The sequence below is a fragment of the Stenotrophomonas maltophilia genome (assembly GCF_039555535.1).
GTDB lineage: Bacteria > Pseudomonadota > Gammaproteobacteria > Xanthomonadales > Xanthomonadaceae > Stenotrophomonas > Stenotrophomonas maltophilia_Q.
The window spans coordinates 2567715-2583280 of sequence record NZ_CP154630.1 but is presented as its reverse complement, the minus strand read 5'-3'; the positions used below and the strand labels follow the sequence as shown (position 1 = coordinate 2583280).

Annotated in this window: 15 protein-coding genes; 4 read left to right on the top strand and 11 right to left on the bottom strand. The window is 66.5% G+C overall.

The features are described 5' to 3' along the window. Window position 1: 1 nt before the first annotated feature. The 4 genes from AASM09_RS11930 to AASM09_RS11915 all read left to right on the top strand — a co-directional run bounded on the left by AASM09_RS11930 (window position 2) and on the right by AASM09_RS11915 (window position 4558). Window positions 2-751: a hypothetical protein gene (locus AASM09_RS11930; RefSeq protein ID WP_049429299.1), complete on the top strand. Its 750-nt coding sequence runs from the start codon at window positions 2-4 to the stop codon at window positions 749-751. Window positions 752-1177: 426 nt separating this feature from the next. Then, entirely contained in the window at window positions 1178-3214 is a 2037-nt protein-coding gene (gene fusA / locus AASM09_RS11925; protein ID WP_049429298.1) for an elongation factor G, read from the top strand. 205 nt (window positions 3215-3419) lie between these two features. Next, a complete protein-coding gene (locus tag AASM09_RS11920) occupies window positions 3420-3692 on the top strand; it encodes a hypothetical protein (RefSeq protein WP_005409616.1) in 273 nt (90 codons plus the stop codon). A 110-nt stretch (window positions 3693-3802) separates the two neighbouring features. Next, window positions 3803-4558 carry a SapC family protein gene (locus AASM09_RS11915; protein WP_012480151.1) on the top strand — a complete coding sequence of 252 codons (756 nt, stop codon included), beginning with the start codon at window positions 3803-3805 and terminating at the stop codon, window positions 4556-4558. Here AASM09_RS11915 and AASM09_RS11910 read toward each other — a convergent pair whose 3' ends face one another. From AASM09_RS11910 to AASM09_RS11860, 11 genes are all read right to left on the bottom strand, one after another. Beyond that, window positions 4559-6865, bottom strand: a complete 2307-nt coding sequence (locus AASM09_RS11910; protein ID WP_080355012.1) for an ATP-binding protein — start codon at window positions 6863-6865, stop codon at window positions 4559-4561. Window positions 6866-6879: 14 nt separating this feature from the next. After that, complete coding sequence (locus tag AASM09_RS11905; protein ID WP_239669337.1) at window positions 6880-7737, bottom strand: response regulator transcription factor; 858 nt, start codon at window positions 7735-7737, stop codon at window positions 6880-6882. Between the two features lie 30 nt (window positions 7738-7767). Then, window positions 7768-8274, bottom strand: a complete 507-nt coding sequence (locus AASM09_RS11900; RefSeq protein WP_049429301.1) for a GNAT family N-acetyltransferase — start codon at window positions 8272-8274, stop codon at window positions 7768-7770. A gap of 96 nt (window positions 8275-8370) precedes the next feature. Next, the gene (locus tag AASM09_RS11895; protein WP_049429296.1) at window positions 8371-8904 is read right to left on the bottom strand and encodes a lipocalin family protein; all 534 of its coding nucleotides are present in this window, start codon (window positions 8902-8904) and stop codon (window positions 8371-8373) included. An 8-nt stretch (window positions 8905-8912) separates the two neighbouring features. Next, window positions 8913-9986 carry an SAM-dependent methyltransferase gene (locus AASM09_RS11890; RefSeq protein ID WP_100443513.1) on the bottom strand — a complete coding sequence of 358 codons (1074 nt, stop codon included), beginning with the start codon at window positions 9984-9986 and terminating at the stop codon, window positions 8913-8915. Then, window positions 9983-10768, bottom strand: coding sequence for a DUF1295 domain-containing protein (locus tag AASM09_RS11885; RefSeq protein WP_100443512.1), 786 nt, complete (start codon window positions 10766-10768; stop codon window positions 9983-9985). Before AASM09_RS11885 ends, AASM09_RS11890 begins: the two co-directional genes overlap by 4 nt. Then, window positions 10765-11313, bottom strand: a complete 549-nt coding sequence (locus AASM09_RS11880; RefSeq protein WP_049429293.1) for a DUF2878 domain-containing protein — start codon at window positions 11311-11313, stop codon at window positions 10765-10767. The genes AASM09_RS11885 and AASM09_RS11880 overlap by 4 nt, the downstream gene beginning before the upstream one ends. 1 nt (window position 11314) lies before the next feature. Beyond that, window positions 11315-12574 (bottom strand): SAM-dependent methyltransferase, encoded by a 1260-nt coding sequence (locus tag AASM09_RS11875; RefSeq protein WP_049429292.1) that lies wholly within the window; start codon window positions 12572-12574, stop codon window positions 11315-11317. Beyond that, window positions 12571-13338, bottom strand: a complete 768-nt coding sequence (locus AASM09_RS11870) for a DUF1365 domain-containing protein (RefSeq protein ID WP_049429291.1) — start codon at window positions 13336-13338, stop codon at window positions 12571-12573. Before AASM09_RS11870 ends, AASM09_RS11875 begins: the two co-directional genes overlap by 4 nt. Continuing rightward, window positions 13335-14612, bottom strand: coding sequence for an NAD(P)/FAD-dependent oxidoreductase (locus AASM09_RS11865; RefSeq protein ID WP_049429290.1), 1278 nt, complete (start codon window positions 14610-14612; stop codon window positions 13335-13337). Before AASM09_RS11865 ends, AASM09_RS11870 begins: the two co-directional genes overlap by 4 nt. Before the next feature lies 1 nt (window position 14613). Beyond that, the gene (locus AASM09_RS11860; protein ID WP_049429289.1) at window positions 14614-15564 is read right to left on the bottom strand and encodes an acyl-CoA desaturase; all 951 of its coding nucleotides are present in this window, start codon (window positions 15562-15564) and stop codon (window positions 14614-14616) included. Window positions 15565-15566: the final 2 nt, after the last annotated feature.

The window sequence follows — 15566 nt, the reverse complement described above, 5'->3', positions numbered from 1 at the left end:
CATGATCCGTACCGTTACGCGCGGCGTGCTGCTTGCTGCGATGGTTGCTTCGGTGTGCGCTGCCAATGCAGCGTCGACCTCCCAGGTTTCGCTGGCCAATGCGGCCGAGAACGCCTCGCTGATCGAGACCCGGCATGCCACTGGCGAGGGCGCTGCCGTCACCTCGATCAGGACGCAGTACTTCGCCAACGAGGAAATGTCGGTGAGCTGGGACGACCAGCAGGTGCTGGTGCTGTGCAAGGAGGCGGCGTACCTGAAGATTCCTGCTGCCAAACTGGAGGGCGGTGCGCTGACCACCGAGCAGCGGCAGATGATCGTCTATCAGGCGCTGATGTCCGGTCTGGGGGCTGTCGCGGGCATTGTCGGGCCGGCAGGCGAAGTGGTGGCCGTGGCGGATGACGGTAGCGAGACCCGCAGCGTTGGCGAAAATAGCTGGGCCTACGGTGTTGAGCGATACGAGGTGATCACCCAGCGGCTGCCGGACGGTGCACTTCGGGTCCGGACCCGCAAGACAGAAGCCGTGAATACCACGCCTCCGGCGGGCCCGGACGATATGTTCAGCACCGAGGACGACCAGGCGGCGCGCTTGTCCGAACTGGCGCCGGTGGGCAGCTGGACCGAAGTAGTGGTGCGCGGTGGCGCGCGCCAGCCGCATGTGGATCCGGCGATGTCGCTGCAGGGCTGGGTCTCGATGGGGGATGACCGGGCTGCAACGGTGGCCGAGGCGCGCAAGCTGCACGGCTGCAAGTGAGGGCTGCCAGGGGTCAGATCCCTTTGCCAGAGGCAAAGGGATCTGACCCCGATCGTTGTCGGCCTCATCGTTCTATTTATGTTTGCAATATCCACTTGCGCGCCAGATTGGCAGGTCTAGAATGCACCCCATGAACCGGATGCCGCTCCTGAAGTTTTTCACCCTGACCCGCGCAAGCGCGGAACGGGCGTGTCTGCCTGGAGCCCCACGGGGCCGTTGAAACGGCCATCGATGGACCTTCGACAGAGCGCCCTCCGGGGCGCTCTTTTCGTTTCTGCTTTCCCGGAAGTCGACCAACAGTCGACTCTACCCAGTACCCAAGGAGAACGTGCCATGCACCAGATCGCCGAGACCGAACGCTAGCCGCGCACCCTGTCGCCAACCGGGGTGCGCGGCCCCCGAAGTTGGCTTTGCAGGAATCCTTACATGAACACCCAAGTCCTTTCCCGCCGTCGCAACCTTGGCATCATTGCCCACATCGACGCCGGCAAGACCACGCTGACCGAACGCCTGCTGTGGAAAAGCGGCGAGATCCATCGTGTCGGCGAAGTACACGACGGCAACGCGACCACCGATTTCTCGGCGATCGAGCGAGAACGTGGCATCACCATCGGCGCGGCCGCCGTGCAGGCGCAGTGGGCGCCGCGCGACCTGCCGCCGCATCGGCTGACCCTGATCGATACGCCCGGCCACATCGACTTCGCCATTGAAGTCGAGCGTTCGCTGCGCGTGCTCGACGGCGCCGTGGCCGTGTTCTCGGCCGTAGACGGCGTGCAGCCGCAGTCGGAGACGGTGTGGCGCCAGGCGCGCCGCCATCGCGTGCCGCTGATCGCCTTCGTCAACAAGATGGATCGCGTCGGCGCCTCGTTCGAGCGCGTGCTGGAGCAGTTGCAGGGCAAGCTGCAGGCACGCCCGTGGGCGCTGGGCGTACCGCTGGGCAGCGAAAGCGCGTTCAACGGCTGGGTCGATCTGGTCGATGAGCGCGTGCTGCAGTGGCAGGAGGGCGACGCAACCACGATGACCCCGTGGGACGACGCGGTGCGCGCCCAGTGGCAGGCACAGCGCGATGCGCTGGTCGAAGCCGTGGCTGATCACGACGAGCAGCTGGCCGATGCCTGGCTGGAAGGGCGCGTTATCGATGCCGAACAGCTGCGCGCAGCGATCCGTCGGGCGACGCTGGCGGGTGCGGGCGTGCCTGTTCTGGCCGGTGCCGCGTTCAAGGACAAGGGCATCGAGACGCTGCTGGACGCCGTGGTCGATTACCTGCCATCGCCGTTGGACCGGCCTGCGGTGACCGCTGAAAGCGAGCGCGGCGAGGTGGTACTGCCGCCGGACCCGGATGGTCCGCTGGCAGGCTTGCTGTTCAAGATCACCCATCAGCAGCACGGCGCCCTCAGCTTCGTGCGGCTGTACTCGGGCACCTTGAAGGTGGGCGACGCGGTGGCCAGCTCGCAGCATCCGCAGGGCAGGCGTGTCAGCCGGCTGGTGCGGGTGCAGGCCGACCAGACCCATGACATCGAACAGGCCGTGGCCGGCGACATCGTGGCGGTGCTGGGCTGGAAGGATGCAGTCAGCGGTGAAACGCTGAGCGGCCGTGCACAGCCGCTGCGCCTGGAGAACATCCAGGCTCAGGCGCCGGTGCTGGCGTGGCGGCTGGAGCCGGCGCGTGCGGCCGACCTGATCCGGATGGCGCAGGGCCTGGCCAGCCTGGCCCAGGAAGATCCCTCGTTCCGCGTCGAAACCGACCGCGACACGGCGGAGACCCTGGTCTGGGGTATGGGTGAGCTGCACCTGGAGGTGATGGTCGAGCGCCTGCGCAGCGAGTGGAAGGTTGATGTGGGCGTGGGTGCGCCGCGCGTGGCCTACCAGGAGACACCGATGCGCGCGATGTCCGGTGTAGTCGGGCGGCTGGTCAAGCAGACCGGCGGCCAGGGCCAGTTCGCGCACGTGGTGCTGGATGTGGCGCCGCGCGACGACGACCAGGTGGTGTTCAACGACCGCATCGTCGGTGGCGTGGTGCCGCGCAGCTTCATTGCAGCGGTGGAGAAGGGCGTGCGTGCCGCGCTGTCGGAGGGTCCGCAGGGCCATCCGGTGGTCGGTATCGAGGTCAGTCTTGTCGATGGCCAGACCCATGCGAAGGACTCCTCCGAAATGGCGTTCCATCGCGCGGGTGCCGAGGCGATCAAGGCGGCGCTGGCCGAGGGTGGCACGCAGCTGCTGGAGCCGGTGATGGCGGTGACGGTGCATTCGCCGTCGGCGTCGGTGGGTGACGTTGTTGGCGACCTCAACCGCCGCCACGGCCGCATCACCCGCATCGACGACCAGGAAGGTCGGGCTGAGGTCAGTGGCTTCGCGCCGTTGGCGCAGCTGGTGGGTTACACCACCTCGCTGCGTTCGCTCAGCCAGGGACGCGCCAGCAGCGAAGCGCACCTGCATGGCTACGAGCCGGTGCGGGTTGCATGAGGAAGGCGAGGGGAGCCCGTGCGCGGGCTCCCTTTTTTGTGGGTGTTGATGGCGTTTCGTGTCCACGCCATGCGTGGATGAATTCGTCGGGTCGCTTTCTTTTTTGCACTGCACTGCAACAAAACTGCAGAAAAAGCTGGATTAAAGTGATGCCTCACGATAAATTGCGCACCCCCCGTTGCTCGCCGCCGCCCGCACCCCTCTCATGCGTGATGACAAAGACCCCGGAACCCTGGAGCTGACCCTGCCGCGAAAGCGCGGTCGTCCGCCCAAGTTCGGGTACGCCATGAGTGATGCGCAGCGGGCCGCACGCTATCGCGCGCGCCGGGCGGGGCAGGCCAACCATGCCGATGTGCGTTCCTGCTCGGACATGGTGCTGCTGGACAAGATCCGCGCGGCGGTCAGCGCCCGCGACACTGAGCTGGCCGGTTTCCTAGTGCATGTGCTCTGGCAGCGGTACCCCCTGCAGCTGAAATAGGCCAACGATGGGGTGGCCGTTGTCATCGAGCTTGTTGATAATGCGGGATTCAGGTTGTTCCCGCTGGCGCGCCCGGGATGGCAGGCGCGCATGATCGAACGGTTCCCAAGATGACCACCACCAGCGACACCACCACCGAAGCGGCGCCGAGCAACGCCCCCCTGTTCTACACCCGTCCGGTGCCGCTGCAGGCCGATGTGCATGCCGACCTGCGCATCCTGCCGGGCAGGCTCGAGTTTGCCGCGGGCAACAACGCCATTCCGCTGGTGCTCGGCGAGTTCTCGCTGGCACTGCACCACTTCCCGATCCTGTTCGCTGGCCCGACCGCGGTGCCGATGGCCGCCGTTGGCGTGTCCGACCAGAACCTGTTCATCAAGGACGGCCTGTGGGAAGACGAGGCCTATATCCCGGCCTATCTGCGTCGCCATCCCTTCATCTTCATCGACACCGGCTCGGACAATGATTTCCTGCTGGGCATCGACGAAGAGAGCTCGCGCGTGGTCAAGGGCGGTGACGAAGGCCAGCCGCTGTTCGTCGACGGCAAGGCCACCGACATGGTGCAGCAGGCGCTTGAGTTCTGTGGCCAGTTCACCCGTGAGCACGAACAGACCCAGGCCTTCTCCAAGGCCCTGATCGACAACGGCCTGCTGGTCGAGCGCAATGCAACCGTGCGTACCCCGGATGGCCGTGAGTTCAACCTCAATGGCTTCCAGGTCGTCGACGTCGAGAAGTTCGTCGCGCTGCCGGAAGCCACCGTGGTCGAGTGGCACCGCAGCGGCTGGCTGGCCCTGATCCACCAGCACCTGATGTCGCTGGGTCGCTTCAACGACCTGACCCGTCGCCAGGTCGAGCGTCTGGCGGCCTGATCAGGCCCTGGGCATGGCTTCCGCAGTGCGGGAGCCATGCCATTGCTGCAGGGCTTGCAGCAGGCGTCGCGCATCGACCCAGTCGGGCGTGGGCTCGCCAGCCAGGTCCCACAGGTCGGCCGCAGTGTCGGCCTGCGCGGCGGCGCCGCACATCTGCAGTGCGCCCTGCAGGCGATGGGCATGGTGGCAGAGGGAGGCTGCATCAGCGGCTTCCACGGCCTGTTCAATCTGCGCCAGTTCGTGGCGGATGTCTTCCCGATAGATCAGATCCCGGCAGGCAGGGGCTACGGACCGCTCGGTGTAGCCGTCAATGGGCAGGTCCAGTGCCAGCAGCAGGTCCGCGACCTGCAACGGCTTGGCCAGGCTGGCATCGAAGCCAGCCTTGCGGGCGCGTATTGCGTGCCGGGGCCCCTTCCTTGCTGATAGCGCAATCAGTCGCAATGGCTGTTGTGCCTGACGGCGCAGCTGTGTGGCCAATGCATAGCCGTCCATGTCCTGCAGCCCGATGTCGAGCAGCACCACGCTGCGCGGTTGTGCGGCCTGCTCGGCGAGCGCGCTGGCGCCGTCGGCAAGCGCGCGCACGTCGGCGCCCAGCCGTCGCAGCTGCTCGCCGATGATCCGGCGATTGAGCGCATGGTCCTCGACCAGCAGCAGGTCGAGTCCAGCCAGTGGCGTGTCGCTTTCGGGCGTGCCGACCGGCCCTTCGCTCTTGCTGACTGCCTGCACCGGCAGGCGCAGGGTGAAGCGACTGCCACGCCCATGCACGCTGTGCGCGGACAGATTGCCGCCCATCGCCCGGCTGAGTTCATGCGCGATCATCAGGCCCAGCCCGCTACCGCCGCGCGCCTGCCCGCCTTCACTCTGTTCGAACGGGCGAAAAAGAAGGGGCATCTGCCTGGCCGGGATGCCGATGCCACTGTCGATCACATCCAGCAGCAGCTCCTGCGGATGGTCAGGCGGTGTCAATTGCAGGCGTAGCTCGATGCCGCCGATATCGGTGAACTTCAACGCATTGCCAAGCAGGTTGCCGACAATCTGGCGAAACCCCTCCCGATCAAGCGCAACAGCCGGGGCGGGGTCGGGCTGGCACTCGAAGCGAAGCGCCAACCCCTTCTGTCGCGCGTGTGGCCGCAGGGCATCCAGCGATTGACGGCAGAGCCGGGCAATGTCGCAGGGTTGTGCCTGGGGTCTGTAGGTTCCGCTGGCCAATCGTGAGAATTCCAGCGATCGATTCAGCAGGCCACGCAGCGAATGCCCAGCCGCATGCGCGGCCGCGAGTAGCTCACGCTGCCGCTTGGGCGATGGAGACTGGCCGAGCAGGTCGATCGAGGCCAGCACGGCCTGCGCAGCATTGCGCATCTCGTGGCTGATCATGCCGACTGCGCGCGCGTGGCTCCGTCCCTTGCGGGCCCGGTGGCTGTGCACCGCGCGCCACAGCAGAGGGGTGCCGGCCAGCGTGGCAAGCAGGGTGAGCAGCCAGGGCGAAGAGGGCGCGCGCATCCAGTCCAACGCGCGCTCGACGGTCGCTGGCACTGCCTGCTGAGCCCATGCCTGCAACAGACTGGCATGTTCTTCCAGTGTGATGTCGCGCAGGCCCTGCTCGATGCGCAACAGCAGTTGCCGGTCCTCGTTGCGCGTAAGCAGGTGAAGGTCGGTGGAAAAGTCGCTGTCGAACCGCTGAAGCTGCAGTTGCCCGCGGAAGTGATGGCGGATCAGGGGCCGCAAGGTCGTTTCCAGGCCGATTGCGACGTCGGCGATGCCGCTCTCGACCGCCGCCAGCGCGGCATGCCGATCGGCCAGGTGCAGCCGCTTGATGCTGGGATGGTGCAGGGCAAGCCAATCGGCGTAGGGCCCGCCTTCGACGACGGCCAGCACCCTTGTTCCCAACTCCACGATATCGTGCGGCAGGGGTTGGCCGGCGCGTCCGGCCAGCATGGTTCTTCCTCCGGGAAACGCGACCGACTCCAGCAGCCCGGGGCACGGGCGTGGCTGCTGGCGGGACTGCCCCATTACCAGTACCAGATCGGCCTTGTGCTGGCAGACCGCGACAACCGAGGCGCTGCCGCTGGGATAGGCCTGCTCCAGGAAGCGCAGCCGTGCGTGTCGTTCCACAAGGCTGGCATAGCCATGTGCAAGGCTCGGCATCGGCGCCGAATCAGCGAGGGTGGCGGGCATCTGGCGCAGGGCGGGTGCGGTGGCCACCCGGACCTCGCGGCCGGACTCCCATGGCCGGATTGGCGCGTCTTCTGCGGAAGCCACAGGCAACAGAAGCAGCGCCAGCAGCAGGGCCGGCATGTGCAGGCGCATTCGACTGGTCGTTCTCACATCGCCTCCAGCTGTCGTCGCATGGCGTAGATCTCGGCATCGTTGCGCAGCCCGAGCTTTCGCAGGGCCGCGGTCTTCTGCGTGCTGATCGTCTTTACGCTGCGATGGCGTTGAAGCGCAATCTCGGAGACGGTCAGGCCTGCGAGCAGCAGATCGAGCACTTCACGCTCGTTGCGGCTGAGTTCGTCGAAAGCGGCCGGCAGCGTGCAATCGGGAGGCAGTCGTGACAACCCCTGCGACACCCGCACGATGGCATCCGAAAGCATTGCCAGCGGTTCGGCCTTGCTGACAATGCCACTGATGCCGCTGGCGATCAGCTGGCTGACGTGCGTGGTGGGCGAGAGGGTGGCGAAGGCGAGCAGGGGCACGCGAGCGAAGCAGTCACGCAGCAGGCTTACCAGTTCTGTGGCACTGCGGTCTTCGCGGCCCAGTGCAAGGTCGATGATTGCGACGTCCACGGACATCTTCCGCAGGCTGCCGATGAATTCGTCGCTGCACGCATGGCTGGCGACGATGCTGAAACGGTCATCGCCGGACAGGTGCAGGGCGGTACCACGACGAACGACTTCATGGTCGTCCAGGAGCGCCAGCCGCAGCCGACGCGGTGCAGGAATTCCATTCATGCGCTGGGAGGTGATCGGCGCCCGTGGGGCGTGATGATCATTCTGGCGCTGCTGTCGCGTCGAACATCGAAATTGCTTGATTTTTGCGATTATTCCTAAGAGTCGATGTGCTGCATCCATCGATTCCGGGCTATCCATCGATGGTATGGATTGCCAGGCCGGGGGCAATCCGTTTCCGCAAGCGAGATGGCGCCTGGTGCGGATGTCATCGGGAAACATCTGGGGCAGCACGGCGCCGATCCGCGCCCACCGGGATCGACTTCATGGTGTCTGATCGTTGCCGTGCAGGCTGCGCGCCATCTCGCTGGTTCCAGCCCAGCCAAGGTCGGCGTACAGTGGCGCCCCCTGCGCGGTGGCATGCAGGACTGCGTAAGTGGCGCCACGTTCGGTGAAGGCGTCGTCTGCCAGGGCCATCAGCTTCCGGGCGATACCGCGGCGGCGATACTCCGGTTCCACGTAGACGTTGAGGACGTAGCCGCGGTAGCCCTGGTCCGGATGGGCAGGGTGGGGCGGCCAGTCGATCAGCATCAGGCCGATGCCGGCGATGGTTCTGCCGTGGTCTGCAAGGACATGGCCGAAGTACTCGCCAGAGGCCAGGCGCGGCGCCAGCCAGGAACGGAAAGGAGCCGCCATCGCCCGCAGGACCTCCTCGGTTCGCCCGCTATCGCGGAACATGGCTTCGCGGTGGGCGCAGATTGCATCCAGGTCGCCCGCACGGATCTGCCGCACTTCAAGCCCGTTCCATGTCGCCTCTGCGTGGCTGCCCATCATGCTGATCCCCGGCTCAGGTCTGTCCGGCAATTCTGGCACCCTCTGCCGGGCGATGCATGACGAAGAACGCAATCGGCACTTCGCTGCCATGCACTACCGGATGGACTGCGGCACACGCCGCAGCCGGTGGATGTCGTAACCCATGTCGGCGATGCGCTGCACGGCTTTCTGGTAGTCGCCGTCGGACACCTGGGGCGTGCGCGCCATGTACCACACGTAATCGCGCTTGCTGCGTGCCACGATGGTCTGTCGGTAGTCGTCATCCAGCCAGGCGATGATGTACTCGGCCTGGATCGGCCAGATGAACTGCATGCCCCAGACCGCCCCATGGCCTTCCTCTTCGACACGGCCGATGGGGTGCATCGACTTCGGCGGGGCATCGAAGCTGCCCTTGCGATAGGTGAAGGTGGTCTGGATGCGCCCGTCCGGCTTCAGGGCATAGCTTTCCACCGCATCGTAGGCCTCGCGCTCGGGCCAGGACGGAATATGGGCGATCACATACCAGTCGCCCATGAAGCGCGGCACATCCACCGAGGGCGCACGCGGAAGTGGCCGGGTGTCGCTGGACGAGCAGCCCGAGCCGAACAGGCCGACCGCGATCAGCGGAAGCAGCGAGAACATGCGCATGTCACACCTCAGCGGGGACGGAACAGGTAATGGGCCACCAGCCATTGCTGGCCATCGTCGTAACCGAACAACTCGGCACACGCCATCCAGAACATCCGCCAGCGTTGCCACCAGATGCGCGCAGCCGCAGGCCCATAGGTCGCCGCCAGCACCGGCATCACCCGATCGCGTGCCGCGTCCTGATTGGCCAGCCAGTGTTCGGCAGTGCGCTGGTAGTGGGTGCCGTCCAGCAACCAGCGCTGATCCAGCCGCAGGTCGCGCTGGAAATGCAGCAAGGTATCGGCGGCGGGCATCAGGCCGCCGGTGAAGAAGTGGCGGCCCATCCAGTTGTCGCCGCCCTCGGTTTCGAACGGGTACATCAGCGTGCGGTGGGCGAAGATGTGCGCGAACAACGCACCGTCCGGCTTCAGCCACTGTGCAATGCGCGCCAGCAGGCGCTCGTAGTTGCGCACGTGCTCGAACATCTCGACCGAAACGCAGCGATCAAACTGCGCGGTGGGCAGTTCCAGCTGGTTCACGTCACGGGTGAGCACTTCCACATTGGGCAGTCCGCGCGCCTGGCATTGGGCCATGATGTGTTCGCGCTGGCTGTGTGAGTTGGACACGGCCGTGATCGTTGCGCGCGGGTAGCGCTCGGCCATCCACAGCGTCAGCGAGCCCCAGCCACAGCCCAGTTCGAGAATGTGCTGTCCATCGGCCAGGCCAGCGCGCTGGCCGTACAGCTCCAGCATCGCCTCTTCAGCCTGGTCCAGCGTTTCGTGGCCGTTGGGGTAGTAGCAGCTGCTGTACTTCAAACGCTTGCCCAGGCAGGCCTGGAAGAACGCCGCAGGCACTTCGTAATGCTGGCGATTGGCTGCATCGGTATGCAGTGCCAGCGGGCTGTCGGCCAGTTCGGCGATGCGGCGGCTGAAGCGCGCGGACTGCGCTTCGATACCACCTGCCGATTCTTCCTGCAGGCGCTGCGCGCACAGCCGTCGGATACCGGCACGCAGCGCAGCGTCCGGCACCAGGCCGCGTTCGGCCCAGGCGGTCAGCCCGGTTTCTGCTTCCTCGGCCGGATTCAGTGACGGTATCGCGCTCATGCGGAATGCTCCTTGGAAGGGTGGGGGAACCAGGGGAAGAACATCGGCGTGCTGCGCTGGTAGGCGCGGTAGTCGTCGCCGCGGCTGCGCAGGGCCTGCTTTTCGGTGAACGGGATGCCGCTCAGATAGCGCAGGAATACATACATCAGCACGGGGCCGAGCCAGGCCAGCCACCACAGCGGGGAGCCGACGGCCAGCAGCACGTAGGTGAACCAGTGCAGCCACTCGAAGAAGTAGTTGGGGTGGCGGGAATACCGCCAGAGCCCATCACGGCAGGTACGGCCTTTGTTGGCCGGGTTCGCGCGGAACCGGGCCAGCTGGCGGTCGGCCAGCGCTTCTCCGCCCACGCTCAGCAGCCAGACGAACGCGGCCGCCAACGCCCAGGGGGGGGTGCCAGCGGCTTGATTGGCAGCGACCGCGACGAAGGGCAGCGCAAACAGCACCACCAGCAGTGCCTGCGCCATGAAGAACGCGAAGATCTTTCCCTGGTGTCCCTGCCAGTGCTCTCGGAGGTAGCGATAGCGCCCGTCCTCTGCTTCGTGCCGGACCCGATGCCAGAGATGAAGGGCCAGGCGACCGCCCCACAGGCCGCCGAGCACAGCCAGCGCCACCCGTGGCGTCACCGCACCATCGCCCAGCAGCGCCAGCAACAGCGCGGCGGCAGCCACGCCTTTGGCCCAGAGCACATCCACAACGCCGATGTTGTGGTGGCGGCGCTGCCAGGCCCAACCCCAGCTCATCACCAGTAGCGCGTAGAGCAGCACCCAGAGCAGGTTGATCATGATGACGCTCCGGCGAGAGGGGGGTGTGGCGTAGTACGCGTGCCGCCAAGGGCGGCGCGGCACAGGAGGGAAAGCGCAATGCCCCAGCCCGTGCCGAGGACCAGGACGCCATGCCACGTCGGGCTGTTGAACTGCACCGCGCCGAATCCACGCGCGGCCGACAGGTAGGCCAGTGGCGCCAGCACCAGGCCGAAGAGGGGCGGCAGGGCAGGGTGTCGCTGCAGGAAGCGCATCGAGGTGCTCAGGGTCATGGCGAATGAAGCCCACAAGGCCATGATCCAGGGCGGCGGCGCCCATCCCAGCGGGGCAGCGGCGTAGCGCACGGTGCCGCTGGCGGCGGCGCTGGCGTCGACCAGCCAGGCGCAGGCCAACGCTAGCAGCAGCAGCCGCAGGTCCAGTCGGGGATGCGCCGACGTCAGCAGCTGGCTGCCGATATACAGCGACGCGGCCAGCAACGCGGGCCACTGCCAGCCGCGCCCGGCACCAGCCACCGCGCACAGCCAGACCAGCTGGTTGCCAAGCAGGTTGGCCCAGAACCGGCGCATTTCAGTTGCCTTCGCCAGCCGGGACCGCGGGTCGATGGCCCGGGCGCGCCAGCAGCAGATGCGAAACACCGATCGAACGCTCCAGGAAGCCGCCTTCGCAGTAGGCCAGGTAGAAGTCCCACAGGCGGCAGAAGCGCGCATCGAACCCCTGTGCCTGCACGGCGGGCAGCTGGGCGAGGAAGCGCTGGCGCCAGGTGCGCAGGGTCAGCGCGTAGGAATGGCCGAAATCCTGCTGGGCGATCAGCTGAAGGTCGCTGGACCGCGTCTTGGCCGCCATGATCGCGTTGATGGAGGGAATGAAGCTGCCGGGGAACACGTAGCGCTTGATGTAGTCGACGCTGCGCCGGGCCTGCTCGTAGCGATGGTCCTCGATGGTGATGGCCTGCAGCAGGGCAACGCCATCGGGCTTCAGCAGCCGCTGCAGCGTGGCCATGTAGGTGTCCAGGTACTCGGCGCCGATCGCTTCGATCATTTCGATCGAAACCAGCTTGTCGAACCGGCCCTGCAGGTCACGGTAGTCCTGCATCAGCAACGTGACCCGGTCCTGCAGGCCGGCGGCCCGAACGCGCTCGACGGCCAGCGCATGCTGTTCGGCGGAGATGGTGGTGGTGGTGACGTGGCAGCCATAGTGCTGCGCCGCGTGCACCGCGAAGCCACCCCAGCCGGTACCGATTTCCACCACCCGGTCACCCGGCGTGAGTTGCAGCTGCTGGCAGATGCGGTCCAGCTTGCGGCGCGAGGCAGACTCCAGCGATTCGGATTCGCTGGTGAACAGCGCCGACGAGTACATCAGGTCCGGCGACAGGAACAGGGCGAAGAAATCGTTGCCCAGGTCGTAGTGGGCGGCGATGTTGCGCCGGCTGCCCTCGCGGCTGTTGCGGTGCAGCCGGTTCCAGCCGCGCAGCAGCCAGCCAGCCACACGGGCCGGGCCCTGCTCCATGCCATCAAGCAGGTCGCGGTTGCGGACCAGCAGGCGTATCAGAGCCACCAGATCATCGCAGTGCCATTCGCCCTGGATGTAGCTCTCGCCGGCGCCGACGCTGCCCTGCGCAGCGACCTTCCGGTAGAACGCCGGGTCATCAATGGTCACCGTCACCTGCAGCCCGGCATGGGCGTTGCCCAGCCGGACCTCGCCAAGGGCATCGCGCACGCACAGGTGGCCGTCACGCAGGGGGGCAAGCTGTGCCAGCAGCCGGCGGCGCAGGAAGGCGTCCAGCGCGCTGGGGCGCGGCAGGGTCACCGAAGGTGTCATCGAGTTCATCGCGGTTTCCCGGCAAGGGTGGGGTGGTCGTGTACGGGGTTGCGCTTCAGCCACAGCCGCAGTGCGTGCCAGTGGATGGCGGCCACCACCTGGGTGGTCATCAGTGGATAGCAGGCCAGAACCCGCGCCAGGCCGCGGCCATCCAGAGGGCGGCGTTGCAGCGTCTGGGTGGCATCGAACTGGCGAATGCCGTCTCGCCAGACCTGCATGTGCACACGCAGGTCCTCATCGGGGCTGTTGAAGCGCCAGTCGTAACGGCAGTCCATCGGCATGAACGGCGAGACGTGGAATCGCTTGTCGAACTGCCAACGCAGTGACGCACCTTCGTGGACGGCCGTGGCGACCGGCAGCACGTACGCGTGCCGCTCCTTCCAGGGCGTATTGGTGATCTCGGCCACGATGCAGTCCAGCGAGCTGCCGTCGGCCTGGTAGCAGTAGTAGAAACTGACCGGGTTGAACACATGCCCGGCAAAGCGAAGGTGCGTCAGCAGGCGTACCGGCCCCGAAGGTCGATGGCCAAGCGTCTGCGCGGCATGGTCGCGCACGGCGTCGGCCAGAGGCTGTGCGGGATCGCCGAAATAGTCGCTGCGCCGGAACTCGGCAAGGTTGCGCCGATTGACCGACCACAGCCAGCGCCCGGCAAACACGGTCTCTAGTTCATCCAGGTCGAGCAGCAGTTGTGCAACCGGATAACGGAACGTATGCGGATGCGGGTGATGCCGGCGATGCATCACCTGCCCGAAATAGAGTGCGCTGGCGCTCATGCCGCCACCTCGCGCGCCAGCGATACCTGGCGATGCGGTGCGCAGGCCAACAGCGCATCCACCACGCGGCGGGCGCTGCGAATACCATCCTCATGGAAGCCCCAGCCCCAGTAGGCCCCTGCGAACCAGGTGTGGCGATGGCCCTGCAGGTCTGCCCATCGCTGCTGCGCGCGAACCGCAGCATGATCGTGCACCGGGTGTGCATAGTGCAGCGTGCGCAGCACCCTGGCCGGGTCGATGGCTTCGCTGCGGTTGAGGGTGACCACCAATGGCGTGCTGCCGGGCAGGCCCTGCAGCAGGTTCATGCAGTAACTGACCGTGCAGGGCGCGGTTGGATCCCGCGGTACATGTGCATTCCAGGCGGCCCAGGCCTTGCGGTTGCGTGGCAGCAGCGAGGCATCGGTATGCAGTACCGCTTCGTTGGATTGGTAGCGGATGGCACCCAGCACCTCGCGCTCGACGGGGTCGGCATCACCCAGCAGGGCCAGGGCCTGGTCGCTATGGCAGGCCAGGATGACTTCGTCGAAGGCTTCGACGCCGGCGGCACTGTGCACGCGTGCGCCCTCAGGCGTGCGCTCCACCCGCTGCACCGGGCACTGCAGGCGCTCATGCACCCGCCAACGGCGGCGCAGTGCATCCACGTAACGGGCCGACCCGCCGGTAACGACCCGCCAGGAGGACCGCCCGGTCATCTGCAGCATCTGGTGGTTGGCCATGAACTGGGCCAGATAGCGCGCGGGGAAGTCCTGCACCGTGGCGGTGGGAGACGACCACAGTGCCGAGGCCATCGGCAGAAGGTGCTCTTCAATGAAGGCCTCGCCGTAGCGCTGATCGCGCAGGTACTGGCCCAGCGTTGGGCCTTCGTCCTCGCCCAGCAACAGCGGGGCATCCCGATAGAAGCGGCGCAGGTCGGCCAGCATGCCCCAGAAGCGCGGCGATACCAGGTTGCGTCGCTGGCAGAACAGGCCATCCAGCGAGGTGGCGTTGTACTCCACGCCGCTGCGCTCGCTGTGCATCGAAAAGCTCATGGTGGTCGGCTGCGAGGCCACGCCCAGCTCATCGAACAGTGCCGTCAGCAGCGGGTAGTGCCGGGGATTGAAGACAATGAAGCCGGTGTCCACGGCCATGCGCGTGCCGTCTATCTGCACGTCGTGGGTATGGGTGTGGCCGCCCAGGTAATCGTTGGCCTCGAACAGCGTCACCTGGTGCCGCTCCTGCAGCCACCAGGCGCTGGCCAGCCCCGAGATGCCTGAACCGATGATGGCGATGCGCATGTCAGTACCTCGCCTTTGCCAGCACCCATTCGGGGATGGGCTTGAGTCCCTTGACCAGGCCGAACGCCGCCATCACGCGCAGCCCGTACCAGGTCAGGTCGATCTCCCACCAGCGGAAGCCCTGGCGTACGGTGCCGGGGAAGAAGTGATGGTTGTTGTGCCAGCCTTCGCCGAACGTCAGCAGGGCCAGCCAGAGGTTGTTGCGGCTGTCGTCGCGGGTCTCGAAGCGGCGACGACCGAAGCGGTGGGCCAGCGAGTTGATGGTGACCGTGGCGTGGAACAGCACGATGGTGGAAATGAAGAATCCCCACACCAGCAACTGCGGGCCGGAGGTGTGCAGGCCCGGCGCCCAGTGTTCCAGTGCTGCGCCCAATGCATAGAGGCCGATGGCCAGCAGCACGGGAATGGCGGTGTCGAAGCGGTCCAGCCAGCGCAGTTCCGGGAAGCGCGCCAGGTCCGGCACCCGCGACAGGTCGGTGGCGAAGGCTTCGCGGGTCAGGAACCAGCCCATGTGGCTGCGCCAGAAGCCTCCCTCGCGCGGCGAATGCGGGTCCAGTGGCTGGTCTGCGTGGCGGTGATGGTGGCGATGATGAGCCGCCCACCACAGCGGGCCGCGCTGCACGCTGGCCGCGCCGATCACCGCGAACACGAACTGCACCGCGCGCGGTGCCTGGAAGGTGCGGTGTGAGAAGTAGCGGTGATAGAACGCGGTGATGGCGAACATGCGCACCGCGTAGAGCGCTGCGGCCACGATGACAGCCGTCCATGAGACACCTACCCAGATCACCGCGATGCACGCCACATGCATCAGTGCGAACGGCACCGCACGCAGCCAGTCGATGCGGCCCGACTGTTCCGCGCCAACGTCCGCGGCTTCGCCGGTATCAACCCAGCGCTGCAGGGTGCGCAGCAGGCGCCAGCGTCGACGGGGGAGGGGCGATACAGAGGCCATGG